The 19269-nt window shown below is 53.8% G+C and carries 13 protein-coding genes; 6 read left to right on the forward strand and 7 right to left on the reverse strand.

Going from position 1 to position 19269, the window contains the following annotated elements:
• From C5Y83_RS24905 to C5Y83_RS24925, 5 genes are all read right to left on the reverse strand, one after another.
• Positions 1–2106, reverse strand: a complete 2106-nt coding sequence (locus tag C5Y83_RS24905; protein ID WP_158262506.1) for an HD family phosphohydrolase — start codon at positions 2104–2106, stop codon at positions 1–3.
• Positions 2107–2289: 183 nt separating this feature from the next.
• On the reverse strand, positions 2290–3255 hold the full coding sequence (locus tag C5Y83_RS24910; RefSeq protein WP_105332523.1) for a PhoH family protein: 966 nt from the start codon (positions 3253–3255) through the stop codon (positions 2290–2292).
• Between the two features lie 172 nt (positions 3256–3427).
• Complete coding sequence (locus C5Y83_RS24915) at positions 3428–4345, reverse strand: phosphatidate cytidylyltransferase (protein WP_105332524.1); 918 nt, start codon at positions 4343–4345, stop codon at positions 3428–3430.
• The gene (locus tag C5Y83_RS24920) at positions 4327–5121 is read right to left on the reverse strand and encodes an isoprenyl transferase (protein ID WP_105333043.1); all 795 of its coding nucleotides are present in this window, start codon (positions 5119–5121) and stop codon (positions 4327–4329) included. The genes C5Y83_RS24915 and C5Y83_RS24920 overlap by 19 nt, the downstream gene beginning before the upstream one ends.
• A 166-nt stretch (positions 5122–5287) precedes the next feature.
• Positions 5288–6598 (reverse strand): adenylosuccinate synthase, encoded by a 1311-nt coding sequence (locus C5Y83_RS24925; RefSeq protein WP_199195129.1) that lies wholly within the window; start codon positions 6596–6598, stop codon positions 5288–5290.
• A gap of 227 nt (positions 6599–6825) precedes the next feature.
• On the opposite strand from C5Y83_RS24925, the gene C5Y83_RS24930 reads away from it, so the two are divergent.
• From C5Y83_RS24930 to C5Y83_RS24940, 3 genes are all read left to right on the forward strand, one after another.
• Complete coding sequence (locus C5Y83_RS24930) at positions 6826–8430, forward strand: C25 family cysteine peptidase (protein WP_105332525.1); 1605 nt, start codon at positions 6826–6828, stop codon at positions 8428–8430.
• A 232-nt stretch (positions 8431–8662) separates the two neighbouring features.
• Entirely contained in the window at positions 8663–11755 is a 3093-nt protein-coding gene (locus C5Y83_RS24935) for a PSD1 and planctomycete cytochrome C domain-containing protein (RefSeq protein ID WP_105332526.1), read from the forward strand.
• 63 nt (positions 11756–11818) lie between these two features.
• Complete coding sequence (locus tag C5Y83_RS24940; protein WP_105332527.1) at positions 11819–13282, forward strand: DUF1501 domain-containing protein; 1464 nt, start codon at positions 11819–11821, stop codon at positions 13280–13282.
• Between the two features lie 174 nt (positions 13283–13456).
• On the opposite strand, the gene C5Y83_RS24945 is transcribed toward C5Y83_RS24940, so the two are convergent.
• The gene (locus C5Y83_RS24945; protein ID WP_105332528.1) at positions 13457–14737 is read right to left on the reverse strand and encodes a hypothetical protein; all 1281 of its coding nucleotides are present in this window, start codon (positions 14735–14737) and stop codon (positions 13457–13459) included.
• A gap of 374 nt (positions 14738–15111) precedes the next feature.
• Between C5Y83_RS24945 and C5Y83_RS24950 the strand changes: the two genes are divergently transcribed.
• On the forward strand, positions 15112–15852 hold the full coding sequence (locus C5Y83_RS24950) for an alpha/beta hydrolase family esterase (protein ID WP_158262507.1): 741 nt from the start codon (positions 15112–15114) through the stop codon (positions 15850–15852).
• Here the strand turns inward: C5Y83_RS24950 and C5Y83_RS24955 are convergent.
• A complete protein-coding gene (locus C5Y83_RS24955) occupies positions 15830–16606 on the reverse strand; it encodes a VOC family protein (RefSeq protein WP_105332530.1) in 777 nt (258 codons plus the stop codon). The two genes, C5Y83_RS24950 and C5Y83_RS24955, sit on opposite strands and share 23 nt — an antisense overlap.
• Positions 16607–16748: 142 nt before the next feature.
• Here C5Y83_RS24955 and C5Y83_RS24960 point away from each other — a divergent pair, with 142 nt between their 5' ends.
• The gene (locus tag C5Y83_RS24960; RefSeq protein WP_105332531.1) at positions 16749–17240 is read left to right on the forward strand and encodes a peptidylprolyl isomerase; all 492 of its coding nucleotides are present in this window, start codon (positions 16749–16751) and stop codon (positions 17238–17240) included.
• Between the two features lie 151 nt (positions 17241–17391).
• Positions 17392–19233, forward strand: coding sequence for a UbiD family decarboxylase (locus C5Y83_RS24965; protein ID WP_105332532.1), 1842 nt, complete (start codon positions 17392–17394; stop codon positions 19231–19233).
• The last annotated feature ends 36 nt before the right edge of the window (positions 19234–19269 follow it).

A 19269-nucleotide genomic window follows, 5' to 3' on the forward strand; every position in this document is an offset into this window, starting at 1 on the left:
TTAGGCTGGCTGCGAACTTGGGTATTTGACACGACCATGATACACGGCCGTCAGGCTTTTCGTCACGCTGGTTTGAATTTGACGGAGCTCTTGCAGCGTGAGCCCACATTCGTCGAATTGGCCGTCGAGAAGCCGTTTCATTGACAACTCCTCCACTAATGCCTCAATACGGGCGGAGGTTGGCTCAACCAGGGTACGGCAGGCACTTTCGACCGCATCGCAAATCATCAACACGGCCGCTTCCTTGGTTTGTGGTTTTGGCCCAGGATAGCGATAGATCGCTTCGTCGACCTCGCGTTCGTCTGGATTCGCTTCGACCTTAGCACTGGCCACACGGTAGAAGTATTCCACCAGCGTCGTCCCGTGATGCTGCTCGATGAAATCAATGATCGCCCGCGGCAATCGGTTTTGACGTGCCAAATCGGCGCCATCTTTCACGTGGGCAATGATCACCAGCGTGCTGATTGCCGGATTTAAACCGTCGTGCCGGTTGTCGGAAGCGTTCTGATTCTCCACGAAGTACTCTGGCTTGAGCATCTTGCCGATGTCGTGGAAATAAGCCCCCACGCGGACGAGCAATCCATTGGCGCGAATCGAATCCGCAGCCGACTCTGCGATTGAGGCAACGGTGATCGAATGGTTATAGGTACCAGGGGCGCGCTGAGCGAGTTTCTGTAGCAGCGGATGGGCGGCATCGCCGAGCTCGAGCAAGCTGATATCGGTTAGAATTCCATACGCTTTCTCGACGAATGGCAATAGAACAGTCATCAGGATTCCAGCGGCCACGGCGTAAGCACCTTGCCAGGCGGCTGACTCAAGCAGTGTGAGCGTCGCTGGTTGGCCGGCGACGATACTTACCCCGTAATTTGTTGCGAACGCCACCACACCAGCCCAAAGGCCAACGAATAGCAACTTATTTCGGCTGCGGATTCTAGTCATCGAAAGGGTCGCGGCACTGCAGGTGGCGGCAACCGTGACAAAGCTAACCAGGCTGGAACCGCTCGTGAGCACGATTGCCAAGCTCACGCAGGCCGTCACCAAGAGGGCGAACTCTTGTTGGTAGACAATCGAGACTGTCATCGCCAAGATCATGACGACCATCACTTCCGCTTGCCAGCGATCGTCAAACCAGTATCCAAAGGCGATCGTCATGCAGGTCGGAACCAGAAAGAGTAAATACTCGTTGAGGTCCCTCAAGATTCGCGGACATTTGACGACCAGGTAAATCGCACATAACGCTCCCAGGGCGTAATACATTCCGAGGATCGCTAGCGAGTAAATCGTTTTGGAAAAGAAGCTCCGCTGATCGCAGTAGGCCTGATGTTCGCGACGGAGTAAGGCCAGTTCCTGCCCGTTTAACGGTGCCCCAGCCGGAACCACGGCATCTTTGGTGGAGTAGATGTGTTGCACCTTCTCAACAGCCGCAACTGCTTTTTCACGTTCGACTGTCGTCGCAGCGCGATCGAAAGTAAGCGTTCCAGGCAGGTTCTTCTCGACCCAGAAGTCGACAGCTTCGACTAGGAAGGTGATGTCTTCGCCTTTGGCAAGCTTTTCCAGTTCGTTCTTCAGTGGGCGGCGAAGTTTCTCAAGGACTTGAGCTCGAAGAACATCGTTCAGCGAGATGATCTGCTGATTCGTATTGGGACCGACCGTGATCACGATGATACTGGCAGCTTGTCCTTCTTTTTGTTCGACTTGATCTGGGGACATAATCCCTCGCGATGCGAACGGGCGTAATGCTTCTTCAACGCTTTGTTGAAATGCGTTGAGCATGCCTTCGCGCTGAAAGAGTTCTTTCAAGCGAGTGAACTGTTGTTGGCGTTCCATCGGATCGGCCGGAGCCACGTTCTCATCCGCAATGGGAAAGAACTCGTTCCACAGACGTTCTACCTCAGCGTCAAACTGTTTCGCTTGGGTCAGCTGGTTGATGATCGTTTGCAACCGCGTTCGCATTTGTTCTAAGCGAGTCGGATCGTTCACGTAAACCGACATCGCTGCGTTTTCGGCGTCACGTTGGGCCTTAGCAGTGGCGAGATCGTCGTCGACTGAAAATTGAACACGTGGATGGATCTCGGCCGGCGGAACGTAGCCTTGCCGATATTGCATCGGCGGATTCCACGCGCCAGTGACGAGCCACAAAGCGACTGCCGCAAAGAGGGCGCAAGCCAGATAAAGAAGTTTATCGGGATGCGATAACTCAGATACGAATCGTCGGAAGGTTCCGGGAGGAAGTTCTAACGATTGAACTCGCTTACCGCGTTTTCTTGGTTTACCGGGAGGGGCCATGGCTTACAGGGGGGCTTCCGAACTGGACTCGTTGTCTGAGCCTGATTCGTAGGCGTCCACAATCTTTTGGACCAGCGGGTGACGCTGGATATCCGCGTTGGTTAACTCGACTCGGCAAATACCATCAATGTTTCGTAGGCGGTATAACGCATCGGCCAAACCGCTTTTCACTCGGGGCGGAAGATCGTTCTGGGTGATGTCACCACTAATGACCATCCGCGAATCCTTGCCCATGCGTGTCAGGAACATCTTCATCTGGGCAGTGGTCGTGTTCTGAGCTTCGTCCAAAATGATGAAAGCATTCTTTAACGTACGACCGCGCATGAAAGCCAACGGAACCACCTCAATCACATCGGTGGCCATATACTGCGTGATGAGATTCGGCTCCATCATTTCGGTCAACGAATCGAGCATCGGTCGCAGGTAAGGATTGATCTTTTCATACAACGTTCCCGGCAAAAAGCCAAGCTGTTCGCCAGCTTCGACGGCGGGACGTACCAAAACGATCTTTCCGATTCGATTTTCCAATAGTGCTTCGACGGCCATCGCGACGGCTAGGTAGGTCTTACCCGTACCAGCCGGACCCAAGGCAAACACCATGTTGTGATCGCGAATGGCCTCAACATATTTCTCTTGGCCGGGCGTTCGAGGTTTGACACTACTTCCCTTTTGGAAAGTCGCGATCGGGATCGTGCGTCGTGGGACCGGTTCGCCTGCGACCTCTGCCAACGCTTCGTCCAGGTCTTCCTTGTGAAGGGCGCCGTTGCGTTCGATGCGATGGCGCAAGTCTTCCACCACTCGGATCGCTTTCGCCACGGCACGTTCTTCGCCAGAGATGCTGACGCGCTCGTCGCGATGGGTAATCGTGACGTTCAACGAGTCACGGATACGACGCAAGTGCTGGTCACGGCTGCCGAATAGTTGCAGGACCGACGGATGGTCCAAAAATTTGATCGTCGCTTCGTACATTGATTGGGCAAAATCCCCGTAAGGAAGAATTCCTACGTCAAAATATAGACAATGTTTTGTGTGGGGGAATCATCAATGTGGTGCGAAGAGTTGTAACATTATGCCATGTATGCAGTTAGGTGTTTTGGGGAATCGGACGCGTGATCGGTCGATTCCCTACAATCTTCCTACCTTAACGTCCTGGACCAATGATTCCGATTTCCCAGCACATCAGCGCGACCGGGGCGCCAAGTAGCATCGAGTCGAGAACATCCAGGATTCCACCCAGGCCGATGAGCCACGTGCTGGAGTCTTTTGTCTCCATGTCTCGTTTGAACATCGATTCGGCAAGATCGCCAACCATGCCGGCAGGCGAGACCAAAAGGGCGAAAAGTAGCCAGCCCAAAGGAATCGACTCAACTGGGCTGCCCAACATCCAGGGGCCGACCCATTGAAACATCACGTAGCTTCCCAGGCAGGACGCGGCTAAACCACCGAGCGTTCCTTCCAGCGTCTTGCCGGGACTTAGACGAGGGACAAGTTTGGTGCGTCCGAAGTTCGAACCAATGAAGTAAGCTCCGATATCCGAGATCTTCACCACCACGATCATCGACAACAAAGCGAGCATGCCGTAAGCGTTCGCATCCGGGATATCTTGCACCACGACGCGCAGGCGGGTGACAAAGCTGATCAAGCCGCCGACGTAAAAGATCGCGAAGATGGTCAGCCCCAGGTGAATCATTGAATGCCCCGGTTTTTCGTACCGGCGCATTTCACCAACGATCGCCAAGATTGCGCCCAATGCGAGTGCAAACAGCGTCCACTGAGCTTGATCGGTTTGATCAGGGACGTTTGACAGCGGCCACCACATCGGGATGCCAGCTGCCATGACGACCAAAAATGTCCCCATGTGGCACGACCATCCAATCGGGTGAAGCTGTTTCGCTCGCAGTAAGTTGAGAACTTCTTCCGCAGCCATGACGGCTAACAGCATCACCAGCGGAAAGAGCCAGATTCCAGGGCGACCGAAGTTGTAGTAGAAGTCGAGCCAGCTAAGTCCGCAAAGAGGCAGAATGATGGCGAACGCTCCAATCAGTCGCCACTTGAGCACGCGTCCCCTCCTGAGGGCCCACTCTTGCTGAGGCCGCCAAACCTTCGGTCACGAGAGGCAAAGTTGTAGATCGCGTCTTGCAAGGTTTCCTCGCGGAATTCCGGCCAGCAAAGATCCGTTACCCACAGTTCCGAGTAGCTGATCTGCCACAGCAGAAAGTTGCTGATCCGCATTTCGCCAGCGGTACGAATCATTAGATCGGGATCTGGCATACCGCGAGTGTAAAGATGCTCGGCAATTGTCTCTTCGGTAATGTCTTCCGATTTGAGGCGACCTTCTTTGACCCCTTCCGCAATGCATCGTACGGCGTCGACCATTTCAGCTCGACCGCCGTAATTAATGGCTAAACAGAGGGTGGTCCCGGTGTTGGCGGCACTCATCTCGATGGTCTTGTCCATCTCGCGCTGGACTTGTTCCGGGATTCCATCTCGACGACCGATGATCTGGACACGAACATTTTGCTTCATGATCGTTGCGCGTTCTTCGATCATGTATTGTTCGAGCAGGTGCATGAGGAAGTCGAGCTCGTGCTGCGGGCGCTTCCAGTTTTCGCTCGACAAGCAGTAAAGCGTCAGCTGACGGATTTTCCGTCGCGCGCACTCTTCGACGGTGCGACGAACGGAACTGACGCCCCGACGGTGGCCTTCGATACGTGGAAGTCCTTGCCGCTGTGCCCACCGTCCATTGCCATCCATGATCACCGCGATGTGTTCCGGATAACGTTCGCGCGGCAGGTCTTCGATCGGATGTCGCTCTGTGGTTGCGGCTTTTGTCACTTCGAAGGATCGGGCCAAAGGGACGGATTGAATCGGGACTTACGTGTAGCGCCCTATTATGGCCTTATTCCCGGGGGCATTTCAACGCGGGAATTTCCGCGTCAGCGATTCCCAGGAAAAGCTAATGCTACGTTCGCACCGGCTGGTGATGCCGAAATGCTCAAACTTACGTCGTGGCCAATTTCAGGACATCCGATGTGAAGATTGTTTGCTTGCGATCGGGACCAACCGAAACTACGCCGACCGGAAAGCCGACCAATTCTTCGATTCGACGAACGTAAGCCAGGGCATTTTCGGGAAGGTCTTCCATCGATCGAGCACCGGTAATCTCGTCCTTCCAACCGGGAAGGGTCTCGTAAACCGGTTTGACGTTGCGGATATCGTCGACGTGCGACGGGAAGCGTGTGATTTTTTCGCCGTTCAATTCGTACGCAACACAGATCTTCAGTTCGTCGAAGGTCGACAGCACATCGAGCATCATCAGCGAAAGAACATCGATCCCGCTCACCCGGGCAGTGTAGCGAACGGCAACGGCATCGAACCAGCCCGTGCGGCGTGGACGTCCCGTGGTGGTGCCGAATTCGTTACCCCGCTGGCGGATTTTTTCGCCCGTTTCGTCATGTAGCTCAGTGGGGAAAGGGCCACCACCAACGCGGGTGCTGTACGCCTTCGCTACGCCAATGACTTGATCGATGTGCTTGGCTGGAACACCGGCACCAGCCGAGGCACCAACGCCGGAGCTGTTGCTGCTGGTAACAAACGGGTACGTGCCATGGTCCACATCAAGCAGAGCGCCTTGGGCACCCTCGAAAAGAATCGTCTTTTGATCGTCGACGGCGTTGAGAAGCAAGTCAGTCGAGTCGCAAACGTAAGGACGCAATCGTTCGGCATAGGCCGCGAATTCGTCGTAAATCTTGGCGGCGTCCAGTGGTTCGAAGGCGCCGTCTTCATACATACTAGCGATTGTGCGATTTTTCTTATCGCAAATCATAAAGACTTTGTCTTTGAAATTGGGGCGGAGCATATCCCCCAAGCGGATTGCATACGATCGGCCGACCTTATCGCGGTAGCATGGGCCAATGCCACGTAAGGTGGTGCCAATGTTCTCACCGTCGGCCGTCCCTTGGTTCATGGCGCGATCTTCAGCAATATGCCAAGGGAAGATGATGTGCGAGCGATCACTGAGGCGGAGGTTATCAATCGGAACCCCTCGATCGGTGAGGCCATCCATTTCGCCTAGTAGGATCGGCGGATTAATAACTACCCCGGCAGTGATCACGTTGAGCACTTCACTGCGAAGAATCCCACTGGGAATGTGGTGCAGCTTATAGACGTTTTCGCCGTCAACCACGGTGTGGCCGGCGTTTGCACCGCCTAAAAAGCGGGCCACGATGTCGTGGTGTTGCGTCAAAAGATCGACGAGTTTCCCTTTGGCCTCGTCACCCCACTGCAAACCAATAACACACGAACCAGCCACAAACTCTCTCCAGTGATAGCAATTAATTCCAGACGAACCCACCTAGTGTAGCGCGAAGCGGGGGAAGTGGTCAACGAGGCGGCAGTGTTGCGGAGGTCCATTCTGGGGGAATTCGGCTTCATTGGCCCGCCACAAACCGATACACTCCGCAATAGCCGAGACTTTTCGCGTTCTTACGCGAATAATGCAAGCTGCCTGAAGACTTTCCGCCTTACTTGGTTTGTGCGATGACAACCATTTTCCTGATGGCCATGATGATGGCCGCCCCCGATACACCCACGCCCCAGGCTTACGATACGGTTGTGGTCTGTCCCCAGCCCTACGTCGAGGCGATGCGACCCTGGTTCGAGTATCGAACCAAGCAAGGTCATAGAGTTGGGGTAGTTACGGATACGTCATCCAAGAAGAAAATCCGCGAGACCATTCGCCAAGCCGCCGAAAAAGGCGAGCTTAAGCAAGTGCTCCTGGTGGGGGATGTGATCGCTGACGGTTCTCAGGAAGTGGGTGTGCCGGTTCATTACCAGAAAGCGGTGGTTAACGTGCTTTTTGGCTCCGAACCGGAGATTCCCACCGACAATTACTACGCTGATCTCGACGACGATAACATTCCCGATGTTGCGATCGGCAGGTTCTCGGTCAGTAACGAAGAAGAGTTGAAGGGGATCGTTGCCAAGACGCTAGAGTACGAAACCAACATCAAATCGGGCGATTGGCGGCGCCGGTTGCACTTCGTGGCTGGACTGGGTGGTTTCGGCACCGTGGTCGATACGATGTTAGAGTCGGCTACCAAGAAGTTTTTGACCGACGAGATTCCTGCCCATTTCGAGACCGTCGTCGCGCAAGGAAGCTGGCAAAGTCCTTACTGTCCCGATCCACGAGAATTCCGCGACGAGGTTGTGCGGCAACTCAATGACGGCGGACTTTTCTGGGTTTACATGGGGCATGGTCACGTCGAGCATCTCGATTATGTGCGAGTCCCGAACGACGCGTTTCCGATACTATCTACCGACGATGCGGCTGCCCTGCGAAATGAATCGTCGCATCCGATCGCTATCTTTCTGTCGTGTTATACGGGAGCAATCGACGCCCGAAGTGCCTGCCTGGCAGAGCTTTTACATCGCAGCGAAGGTGGCCCGGTTGCCGTTTATGCAGGATCACGCGTTACTATGCCTTACGCGATGAGCGTGATGGGAACAGAAATGTTGCAGCAGTACTTTAAGGAGAAGCAGCCCACACTGGGGCAATTGATTCTGCAGGCCAAGCGGGAATCGATACGTCAGGGCGGGAAGACAGGCAATCGCAAAATGCTCGATACCATGGCCCAGTTAATAAGCCCGAAGCCGAAGCTCCTAAAAGAAGAGCGGATTGAGCACTTAGCCCTCTTCAACTTACTGGGTGATCCGCTGCTGCGATTGCCCCATGCTTCTCCTGTCGAGATCACCGCACCCAACACAGCCGCGCCAGGCGAAACCATCGAAATCGCTGGCCGAACAGAAATGCCCGGCAAAGTTCATTTGGAACTGGTTTGCCGCCGCGATGGCTTTGTCGCTACCTTGCCCAAACGTCTGGAATACGACGGTCGGCACGACCAACTGACCGGTTACAACGAAACCTTTCGGGCTGCGAACGATCGAGCCTGGCAAGTGGTTGACCTAACGGCAATCGACGGCGAGTTCCGTACCGAGCTGCAAATCCCTGAGACGTGCCAAGGTCCCTGTCATGTACGGGTGTGGGTCGAAGGTGTCTCGCAAGTCGGGTTAGGCTCGCAGGATATCGAGATTAAGCGCCTTCCCCCCAAGGAAGAGCCTCTCGCCAATTCGGTGGCAAAATAATGTTCTATGTCGCTAGGTTTCTTTTCTCTCATCCGCTGATTTCCCGCGGTGGTCTCGATTTCATCCCATTATCGAGCGGAAAGGCTTGATCGATGGTGTAGAATGTGGGTAGAGTGAAATTGCAAATCGGGCAAGCTGTTGCTTGATTTCGCTGACAGACCGTTGTGGAGGACCCGCAACGCCACTCTCCTGCCTGATCTCACCATTCCCGCCCCACGATTGGGATTTTTCAATGAAATCGTTGCTCACGCACGGCATCCAATGGGTGGCCGCTGGTGCCACGTTCGCTTGCTTGCTGATTTCCGCTCCAACGACTTTCGCGGATGATACAGACAAAATCGACTTCAATCGTGATATTCGTCCGCTTCTATCCGATCGCTGCTACTCATGTCATGGACCGGACGAAAACCATCGTGAAGGGGGTGTCCGGTTTGACGTCCCAGAAAGTGCGCTCGCAGAGGCCGACTCGGGTGAATTCCCCATCGTCCCTGGCAAGCCGGGCGAGAGTGAACTGATTGCACGGATCTCAACCAAAGACGAATCGATTCAGATGCCGCCACCCGAGTCGAACAAATCACTCACGGCGGAAGAGACCGAGAAGCTTCGCAAATGGATCGAACAAGGTGCCAAGTTCGAGAAGCATTGGTCCTTCAATGTTCCCCAAAAGTCGGAGCCCCCAGAAGTTAGTTTGCCCGGTTGGAACGAAACCGAGATCGATAAGTTTCTTGGCGCTCGCATTGAAAAAGAAAAGCTTCAGCCTGGTCCGCCAGCCGACAAGCTAACGCTCATTCGTCGCGTGACGTTCGTCCTGACAGGGTTGCCGCCAACCCAGGAAGAGGTTGACGCTTTCCTGGCGGACGAATCTCCCGACGCTTACGAAAAGCTGGTCGATCGCTTGTTGGCTTCGCCTCACTATGGCGAGCACATGGCTCGCTACTGGCTCGATGCCGCTCGATACGCGGACACGCACGGGTTGCACTTAGACAACTACCGCGAGATGTGGATGTATCGCGATTGGGTTATCGATGCGTTCAATGAGAACAAACCGTACGACGTCTTTCTGACCGAACAACTGGCCGGCGACTTGCTGCCGAATCCATCTTGGGAGCAACAGGTTGCATCTGGCTTCAATCGCTGCAATGTCACAACCAATGAAGGTGGTTCGATCAAAGCAGAAGTGAAAATGCGGAATGTGAACGATCGCGTTGTGACCACTGGGACCGTTTTCATGGGACTAACCATGGATTGCACGCGTTGCCACGATCACAAATACGATCCGCTGAAACAAAAAGACTTCTACGCGATGTACGGATTCTTCAACAGCATGAATGGGAATCCGATGGATGGGAACAACAAAGCCCATCCCCCGACAATTTACTCGAAAGAGGCCGTAGAACAGATCGCTGCCCTAGATCAACAAATTCGCCAGAAGCAAGACGAAATTCGAACGACGTTGGCCAAAATCGACTATCAAGATCCAGGCCCAGGCGTGGACAATCCTGAGATCGATCCCGAAGAAATTGTGTGGATCGAAGATGGTGTCCCTGGCAAAGCGGAAGTCAGCGGTGACTACGGGTGGGTGACCGCACCCGAGCCTGTGTTCAGCGGCGAAAAGTCTGCTAAGCGAACCGTGACCGGCAATCAGCAATGCTACTTCGTCAATTCGGATCAGCCCATTACTGTGTTCAAAGGGGATACGCTGTTCGCCTACGTTTACATCGATCCTAAAAACCCGACCAAAGAGATCATGTTCCAGTGGAACGACGGCGATTGGGATCAACGGGCCTATTGGGGCGAAGACAAGATCGCCTACGGAACGAATGGCAAAACGAAGCACCGTATTGGTGACCTGCCAGAAGCAGGCAAGTGGGCACGCTTGGAAGTGCCTATCGCGAAAGTCGGTCTGGGAGAAGGTGCTAAGATAAATGGTTGGGCATTCACTCAGTTCGACGGCACCGTCCACTGGGACAAGGCCGGAATGGTGACCAAGTATGGCAAAAAGCCGCAGTTCAAGTCGCTAAAGGACTGGATCGATTTTGCCACCAAGTCGCCGGGGGCTCTCGATCCGGCAAACAAGCAGATCACAGAGATCTTGAAGAAGGCAGCCGATCAGCGATCGGAAGGGGAGTTCAAACAACTTCAAAACTACTTCCTGGAGTTCGTCTGCCAAGACACGCAGGAAACCTTCAACAAACTGCGGGCTGAACTGAAGGGAATGTCGGACAAACAAAACGAGATCCGCAATTCGGCGCCGACGACTCTAGTTTACATTGAAGCGGATAAGCCAGTTCCTTCGCATATTCTGAATCGAGGCGAATACGACCAATTGGGCGAGGAAGTGGCTCGCGATGTTCCTGGCTTCCTGCCACCGATGACCGAAGAGATGCCGAAGGATCGCCTAGGCCTCGCAATGTGGCTGACCGATGCCTCGCACCCACTAACAGCGCGTGTCGCTGTGAATCGCTTATGGCAGCACGTTTTCGGGGTCGGATTGGTGAAAACCTCCGAAGATTTCGGTTCTCAAGGAAGTGTCCCTTCGCATCCGAAACTGCTGGATAACCTTGCGGTGGAATTTCGGGAGAACGGTTGGGACATGAAGAATTTGATGAAACGCATGGTCATGTCCACCGCGTATCAACAGTCCTCGGCGGTTACGCCAGAGCTTGTGAAGAAGGATCCCGAGAATCGCCTGCTCGCCCGTGGACCTCGTCACCGGTTGGATGCCGAGATGCTACGTGATCAAGCCCTCGCACTCAGCGGGTTATTGGTCGACAAGCAAGGCGGTCCATCGGTGAAACCACCTCAACCGGACGGTTTGTGGAAAGCGGTCGGTTACTCCGGCAGCAATACCGTGAACTTCAAGGCGGATGAAGGGGACGAAAAAGTTCACCGACGCACGTTGTACACATTCATCAAGCGAACGGCACTCGCGCCGCAGATGAGTACCTTTGACGCCCCGAATCGCGAGTCGTGCACGGTTCGTCGCGAACGTACCAACACGCCACTTCAAGCACTGCTTCTATTGAACGACCCGCAATACATGGAAGCAGCCGTCGCGATGGCTCGTCGAGCGATGGATGAAGGAGGAGCCGATCCAATCTCTAAGGTTGATTTCCTGACATCGCTTTGCCTGATGAACCCCGGCAACGAGGTTCAAAAGAAGGAACTGGAATCGCTTTACTTCGATAGTTTGACCTACTTCCAGCAGCATCCGGAAGCTGCCGCCAAACTGGTTGGGCAATCCGAGGTTCCAGCGGAATTGGCGGCCTGGGCAATGGTTTGCAACGCAATCCTGAACTTGGACGAAGTTATCTCGCAACGTTAGTTCACTTTCTGACCACCCGAAGTGAACTAGCGATTTTATAAAGTCTGCAGAACGGACCGAATCATGGATCCTCGTAACGAATACATCGATGCCATTACCCGCCGACATTTCTTCCAAAAGGGAGCGTTGGGCCTAGGGGCTGCAGCGTTGGCTTCGATGACCGACCTGCCGGCGGAAGCGGCGAAGCTTCCCAGCTCCGGTATTGGTGGTCTGCCGAATCTGCCCCACTTCGCGCCGAAGGCCAAGCGAGCGATTTACTTGTTTGCCGCTGGTGCACCATGCCAAATGGACTTGTTTGATCACAAGCCGAAGATGGTCGATTGGTACGATAAAGATCTTCCTGAATCAGTTCGTCAGGGTCAACGACTCACCACGATGACATCAGGTCAAAGTCGCTTCCCGATTGCCCCATCAAAGTTCAAATTCTCGCCGTATGGCGAAAACGGAACCATGATTAGCGAATTGATTCCTTATCATGGGAAGATGATCGATGACATCGCGCTGGTCAAATCGGTGCATACCGAAGCCATCAATCACGATCCGGCGATTACTTACATCTGCACAGGTAACCAGTTGCCAGGACGCCCCAGTCTTGGATCATGGTTAAGTTACGGTCTCGGTTCGATGAACTCGAATCTGCCGACTTTCGTCGTCATGACACCGAACTGGAGTTCCCGTCGCGACGCTCAGGCCTTGTACAATCGCCTGTGGGGAGCCGGCTTCCTGCCGTCAAAGCATTCTGGGGTCTCGCTGCGAAAGAGCGGTGATCCTATTCTGTTTCTCTCGAATCCGGAGGGTATCGATTCCTCGCTCCGTCGGCGAATGCTCGATAGTGTCTCGAAAATCAATCAAGAGACTTACCGGCTTTCAGGCGATCCCGAAACTCAGTCTCGTATTTCCCAATACGAAATGGCGTTCCGCATGCAATCGTCCGTGCCGGAACTGGTTGACTTGAAACAGGAAACACAGCATACGCTGGACATGTACGGACCGGAGGTCGGTAAGCCGGGCACCTTCGCTGCGAGCTGTCTGCTGGCACGCCGAATGGTTGAAAGAGATGTTCGCTTTGTTCAAATCTTCCACCGCGGTTGGGATCAGCACGGCAACGTGGCGAATGATCTACCTGCCCAGGCTAAAGACGTTGATCAACCCGCTTGGGCTCTAATCCAAGATTTGAAGATGCGTGGCATGTTGGACGACACGCTGGTCGTCTTTGGTGGTGAGTTTGGCCGGACCATCTACAGCCAGGGTGGACTCTCGAAAGAGAATTACGGTCGCGACCACCATCCGCGTTGCTTCTCGGTTTGGATGGCCGGCGGCGGGATCAAGCCGGGGATAGTTCATGGCGAGACGGATGATTTCAGCTACAACATCGTGAAAGATCCAGTTCATATCTCCGATCTGAATGCCACGATTCTGCATTGTCTCGGGATTGATCATCGGAAGCTGTCGGTTCCGTTCCAAGGGCTCGATGTCCGACTGACCGGTGTAGAAGATCGAAGTCCGGTCAAAGAATTGCTCGTGTAGTGCGTTCGACCGAAGATTTCAATTCGGTCGAAGCCGCCGACGATTTTTCTTAGAAAACTTCGCTTGCCAGAAGAGGAGAGCCACGGTTTGCCACGGGTGGCCAGCAAGTTTTCTATTGTTTGAGCCACGGTTCGTCGGCGGCTCAGGCACTCAGGGGGCGATACACTCGCCGAACTATTTGGCTCGGCTAATGTAAACCGGAATCTCGAACCTGCGTTCCGGTTGGACCATCGACTTGGCACGATCGCGGACGCTGACCAACTCACCCTTAGTTTCCGGTGCAGTCAACTTCTGGAATCGGGTTGCCAACTGTTCGACAGCCGGTTGCATCAGGATAATCTCTGCCAATTGAGCCCGCAGGTCGGCCGAGCTTCCTAGGACAGCGCCCATCGTCTTGTTGAGTCCAGTCACCAGGTCGACGTTTTCGACCAAGCTGGGCACACACTCATCAAGGCGAACGACTTGCTGCTGGATGTCGTCGATCTTCTTCAGGTTCTTCTGAGCGGCCGAGATCTTCGTTTCCTGTGAATTGATATAGTCAACCAACCAAGCCATCTCGTCCATGTTCTTGGAAGCAGCCGAAGTTTGTTTGTAAACGTTGTTCAACTGCGAGTTTAGACGAATTGCTTCGTAAGATAGTTCGGTCGCGGCGTCCAAGGTATCGGCCAGCTTTTTGACCTGCAGGTCCATCGACTGCTGATCCTTGAGCATGTGCTGTACATTGCTCAAAACTAGCTGTGACGATTCGGTATCGATGGCCAGTTCCTGGACGCGATCTTGGTGCGAAGCGAGCGAGTCGATTGCTCGATCGGTGGCATCCGCTTGAGCGGCCAAGTCACAGATGGCGTCTTGCAGCTTCCACTGTGAGTTAACGGTCTCGGTCAATTCAGGCATAACGCATTGCTGGTTAATGAGTTGCTGCTGAATCAATTCGATGGAAGCGAGGGCGTCCTGGGCCATGTAGACCTGTGGCCCGCTGTTCTTCAAACGATTGGCCAACTCTTCCAACTGTCGAACGCGTCCCTCGGCGACCGCCAGTTTGGCGTTAGCATAGGTGAGGTTCGATTCCATCTTGGCCATCTTTTCGGCAGCCTTATCGATCGAGTCGAGCTTGCCAGCCAAGCGGGCGATTTCGTCGTTTAGCCGTTCGGTTTGCTGAATCGTTTGGCCTGCTTTGTAAAGCATGCCACTTTGCAGTTCGAGGCGCCCGAGAAGCGAGTTCGTACGATTCGAGGCGTCTTTGAATCCGGTCAGCTGATTGAGAGGGTGGTGGGTCGCTTTCACGTCTCGTTCGACAGCGGCCAATTGTTCGCGAAGATCTTGTTGCAGCCAGAACTGCGAGACAGCGACGCCGACGGCGATTCCCATCACGAGACAGAATCCGCCAATGATGCTCGGGTTGTGCGAAGCCCAACCGTAATCGGCATCGTCCAGGTAACGATCATTGATAGGCATATGAAACTCCTCCGTGTGTTGATTGCAATGTCCGTGCTCCTCGTGAGCATTTATGTTATCGAGAGACATTGCCTCCTCGGAAAAGTCATCCCGAATCGATTCCCGAATGTTTACCGGTGGCCTGCACCAATCACCCAAATAACCGACACAGCCTGAACGGTATGTTAAGAGCAAAAGAAACTCTTTACTTAGCGGGAAAAGTCGCCCTTTCGAGCCTGTGTGTGGTACTTGCCAATCGCGCCAATCGGAACAATCGCCAAGGCTTCTCTGGTCTTCCAGGGGTAGATGACCCATCCTTGGGGAAACTGGTTATTTCGCGGTCAGAAGTTGGTCATTCTGGTCAATCGTTAATACGGAAATGGTCTCGCTCCCTCATGCTTTTCCGAATAATTCCAACGAGAATCTGCTGCGTCGCATTTCTGCTTTTCGCGGGCGGTTGCTACTTAGAGCCAGATGTCGAAGTTCGGACCGAGCAAGTAAAGGTCGGCGAAGTCGATCGAACATACCGCTTGGTAATTCCCAATGACCTGGCGGAGAACGCTCCGGTGGTAATCGCCTGGCACGGATTCGGCGATTCGGCGGAAAGTATGGCACATTACTCACAGCTAGATCGTTTGGCGGAGCGTTATCATTTCCTGCTCGTCTATCCGGAGGTGGAGAAATTTGGGTGGCGATTCCCGCGAACGGATATGCTGAATCCGAACGGCGATGCTGATGTGGCTTTCTTCGACGCGATTCGAAACGACCTACCGCGTTACGCTTCGATCAACATGAATCGCATTTATGTCGTTGGTATGTCAGAAGGTGCCACGTTCACACAGTGGTTAACCACTGAGAGGGCACGTGATATCGCGGCAGTTGTTGCCCACTCTGGCGGGCCACCAAAGGTTGTCGACAAGTCAAAATTCGAGCGACCTATCTTGTTGATCGTGGGGACCGAAGATCTGGGACATGACACGATGCGAGAAGCAGCGACCCAGTATCACGCCGCAGGCGTCGATGTCGAGTTTCGCTCTGTCCCAGGCTTGGGACATGCTTGGTCAACAAGAAACAACGAAGCGATCTGGACTTTCCTATCTAAGTATCAGCTACCTAGGTCGACTGAGTCAGAATAATACTTCGGCCATCCGGATCTCTGACAATCGCCTGCAGTCCCCAGGGCATCGACTCGGGCTCCCGGACAATGAGAGCATCTTGTGTACGAAGCTGTTCAACAAGACCTCCGACATCCTGACAACGAAAGCCGAGACCTGTCGACGAGTTGACCTGGTCAGCCGACCGCGCAGGATAAATCTCCATTACGAAGTCATCGATGGTTGTACTGAAGTGTTCGGGCCCTTTTCCGTGACGTTCGAGGATGAATGAAAGCCCCAGCAATTCATAAAATCGGCACAATCGGTCAAGATCTTGGCTTCGCACGACAACGAGATTGGGCACCGCGTGGATATTGGCAAGCTCTGGTCTCAACTGAGACAAATCCGAAAGGAGGCCAGGCGATAGATCGCAGGGTCCCATTTCGGCGACACGAAGCAACGTTTCTTTCAGAAGAAGTCCTTCGATCGAAGCAAGGGCTGCGGCGACGATGCCTGGTGAGCGACTCATGCCGGCGCTACATGCGACCGTTACCGGACGCTTGGCTTTGATTAGATTGGCCAGGGCGTTGATTGCGGTTTCGAGAACTGCCGGATCGTTACCTTCTCCATCGATAAGAGGGATTCGGAGGTAGACGATGTCCCTGGGATACGCGATTGGTTTTTCTTCCATGGCTAAGTCGACAATCGCAGTGGTACCCGTATTCAGGACGGCTCGAATGTCGCGGACTTGAAGTGCGTTTGCAATCCACAATCGGTCAGGAATGATAATCCGCATAACTGATTCCTTCTTCCATTATCTACGGTTGTACTCCTCTTTCGGGGAGGGCGAGATTGAGCGTCGTGTCGACTAAAGGTATGCTGGAAAGCGTTCCCCCCTGTTTTATTGGGTCCTTACGGCAATTGCCTGGGAAGAATTCATGAAAGTCGCCAAAAACACCGTCGTCTCGATTGCTTACACCTTGAAAGATGCTGACGGTAACGTGTTGGATACGGCCGATGCAGATGCGCCCCTGGCGTATTTACATGGCTTTGGCAATCTAATCGCTGGAATGGAAAAGGCTCTCGACGATCGCGATCTGGGCGAATCGTTTGAAGTGGTGATTCCCCCGGAAGAAGCCTACGGTAACTTCGACGACGATTTGGTTTGGGAGCTCGATAAGGACCAGTTCGGTGAACTGGGGGACGTCGAGATCGGAACCCAATTTGTTCTGGAAACCGAAGACGATCAAGTCCTGGTCACCGTCGCCGAAATCAAGGACGACGTGGTGATTGTCGATGGCAATCACGAATTGGCCGACGAGACACTCTATTTCGAGATCTCGGTAGTTGATGTCCGCGAGGCGACGCCAGAAGAAATCGAGCATGGTCATGCTCACGGTCCTGGTGCTCACGAACACGACCACGACTAACCGCTGATCGACTCGCAAGCAGCTTTCGCGCCTGGTTACGTTCCGCTATTGATTTCGGGTAACCTGAGGAGGATGGTCTGCGCTGATCATCCTTCAATTTCTATTGCACATGTCACCTTCTGGTTCGCGGAGCGAACCTGCGAGATCAATCATGGGGTATCGTAACCTGCGAGCGTGCGTCGACGATTTACGACGCAACGGTCACCTGATCGTTTGGGAAGACGAGGTCGACGCACACCTCGAAATGGCTGAGATTCAGCGGCGTGTTTACGCAAACGGTGGTCCGGCAATTCTATTCACCGGTGTTAAAGACTGTCGTTTCCCCATGTTGGGGAATCTGTTCGGTTCGTTGGAACGTGCTCGTTTCATCTTTCGCGATACCCTGGAAACCGTTCGGCGATTGATCGAACTGAAGATCGATCCGAATCAACTCTTGAAGGCGCCGTTTCGATATACTTCGGCACCCTTCGGTGCGCTGCGAATGTTGCCCAAGCGAGTAAGCAATGGTCCCATCTTCGCGAACGAAGCCAATCTGACCGACTTACCGAAGTTGGTCTCCTGGCCGGACGATGGGGGGCCATACGTCACCTTGCCCCAGGTCTATACCGAGCATCCCAGTCAAGGTGGACTCTCGAATTCCAATTTGGGGATGTATCGTGTTCAACTGGCCGGTAATGACTTCAACCCACTTAGCGAAGTAGGGCTGCATTATCAGATTCACCGTGGCATCGGGGTTCATCATGCCGCAGCAATCGCCAGAGGCGAGCCTCTCAAAGTAAATATCTTCGTCGGTGGAAACCCGGCGATGACATTGGCCGCTGTGATGCCACTTCCGGAAGGTCTATCCGAACTTGGTTTCGCCGGGGCTTTAGCTGGACACCGGATTGCGATGGCGACAAGCAAGACTTCTCTTCCCGTGTACGCGGAAGCTGATTTTTGTATCAGTGGCACCATCCAAGCTGGTGAAGAAAAGCCCGAGGGTCCATTCGGAGACCACCTAGGGTATTACAGCCTGAAACACTTATTCCCAACCATGCGAGTGGAAAAAGTTTTTCATCGCGACGGAGCGATCTGGCCTTTCACCGTGGTTGGTCGGCCGCCACAAGAGGATACGACCTTTGGGCAACTGATTCATGAAATCACCGGCCCGGTGATTCCCACCGTCCTTCCTGGTATCAAGGAAGTGCACGCGGTTGATGCGGCCGGGGTGCATCCGCTCTTGTTAGCGATAGGCAGCGAACGCTACGTTCCGTATGAAGAACGTCGTCGGCCTAAAGAATTGATGACACAAGCTTCGGCGATCCTAGGCCAAGGCCAGATGTCCTTAGCCAAGTATCTATGGATCGCTGCGGAACAAGATGATCCGCAACTCGATCTCCATGAAATTGGACCATTCCTCTCGCACATGCTGCGACGCGTAGACTGGCGTCGAGACATTCATTTTCTAACCGAAACGACGATCGATACGTTGGACTACTCCAGTGGTGAGTTCAATCACGGCTCGAAAGCGATCGTTGCTGCGGTCGGAGCGCCGATCCGTGAGTTGCCTACCGAGATTCCGAGCGATTTGAAATTGCCTAGCGGATTTCATTTCCCCAGGGTTGCTCAGCCAGGCGTACTTGTTGTAGGCGGGCCAAAATATAGCTCGGCTCATCGAGAGAACGAGCCGGAAATCGAACGATTTGTCGCTTCGTTTGGAACAAGCGACGTGATCAATGCCTTTCCGTTAGTGATTGTTGTCGACGATAGCTCATTCACAGCGGAGACGCTCAATAATCTATTGTGGGTTACTTTTACTCGCAGTAATCCTGCTGCCGATGTCCATGGTATAGGCAGCTTTATCCGGCAAAAGCATTGGGGCTGCGAAGGATCATTGGTGATCGATGCTCGATTGAAACCCTGGAATGCTCCGCCACTGATCGAAAAACTCACGGTCACGGCTAAGGTCGATGCCTTGGCCGCTCGCGGTGGCCCGCTTGCCAAGTATCTTTAAGCTTAGAATTAGCCAACCGTACAAAAGAAAAGTCGA

Source organism: Blastopirellula marina (assembly GCF_002967765.1).
Classification (GTDB): Bacteria; Planctomycetota; Planctomycetia; order Pirellulales; family Pirellulaceae; genus Bremerella; species Bremerella marina_A.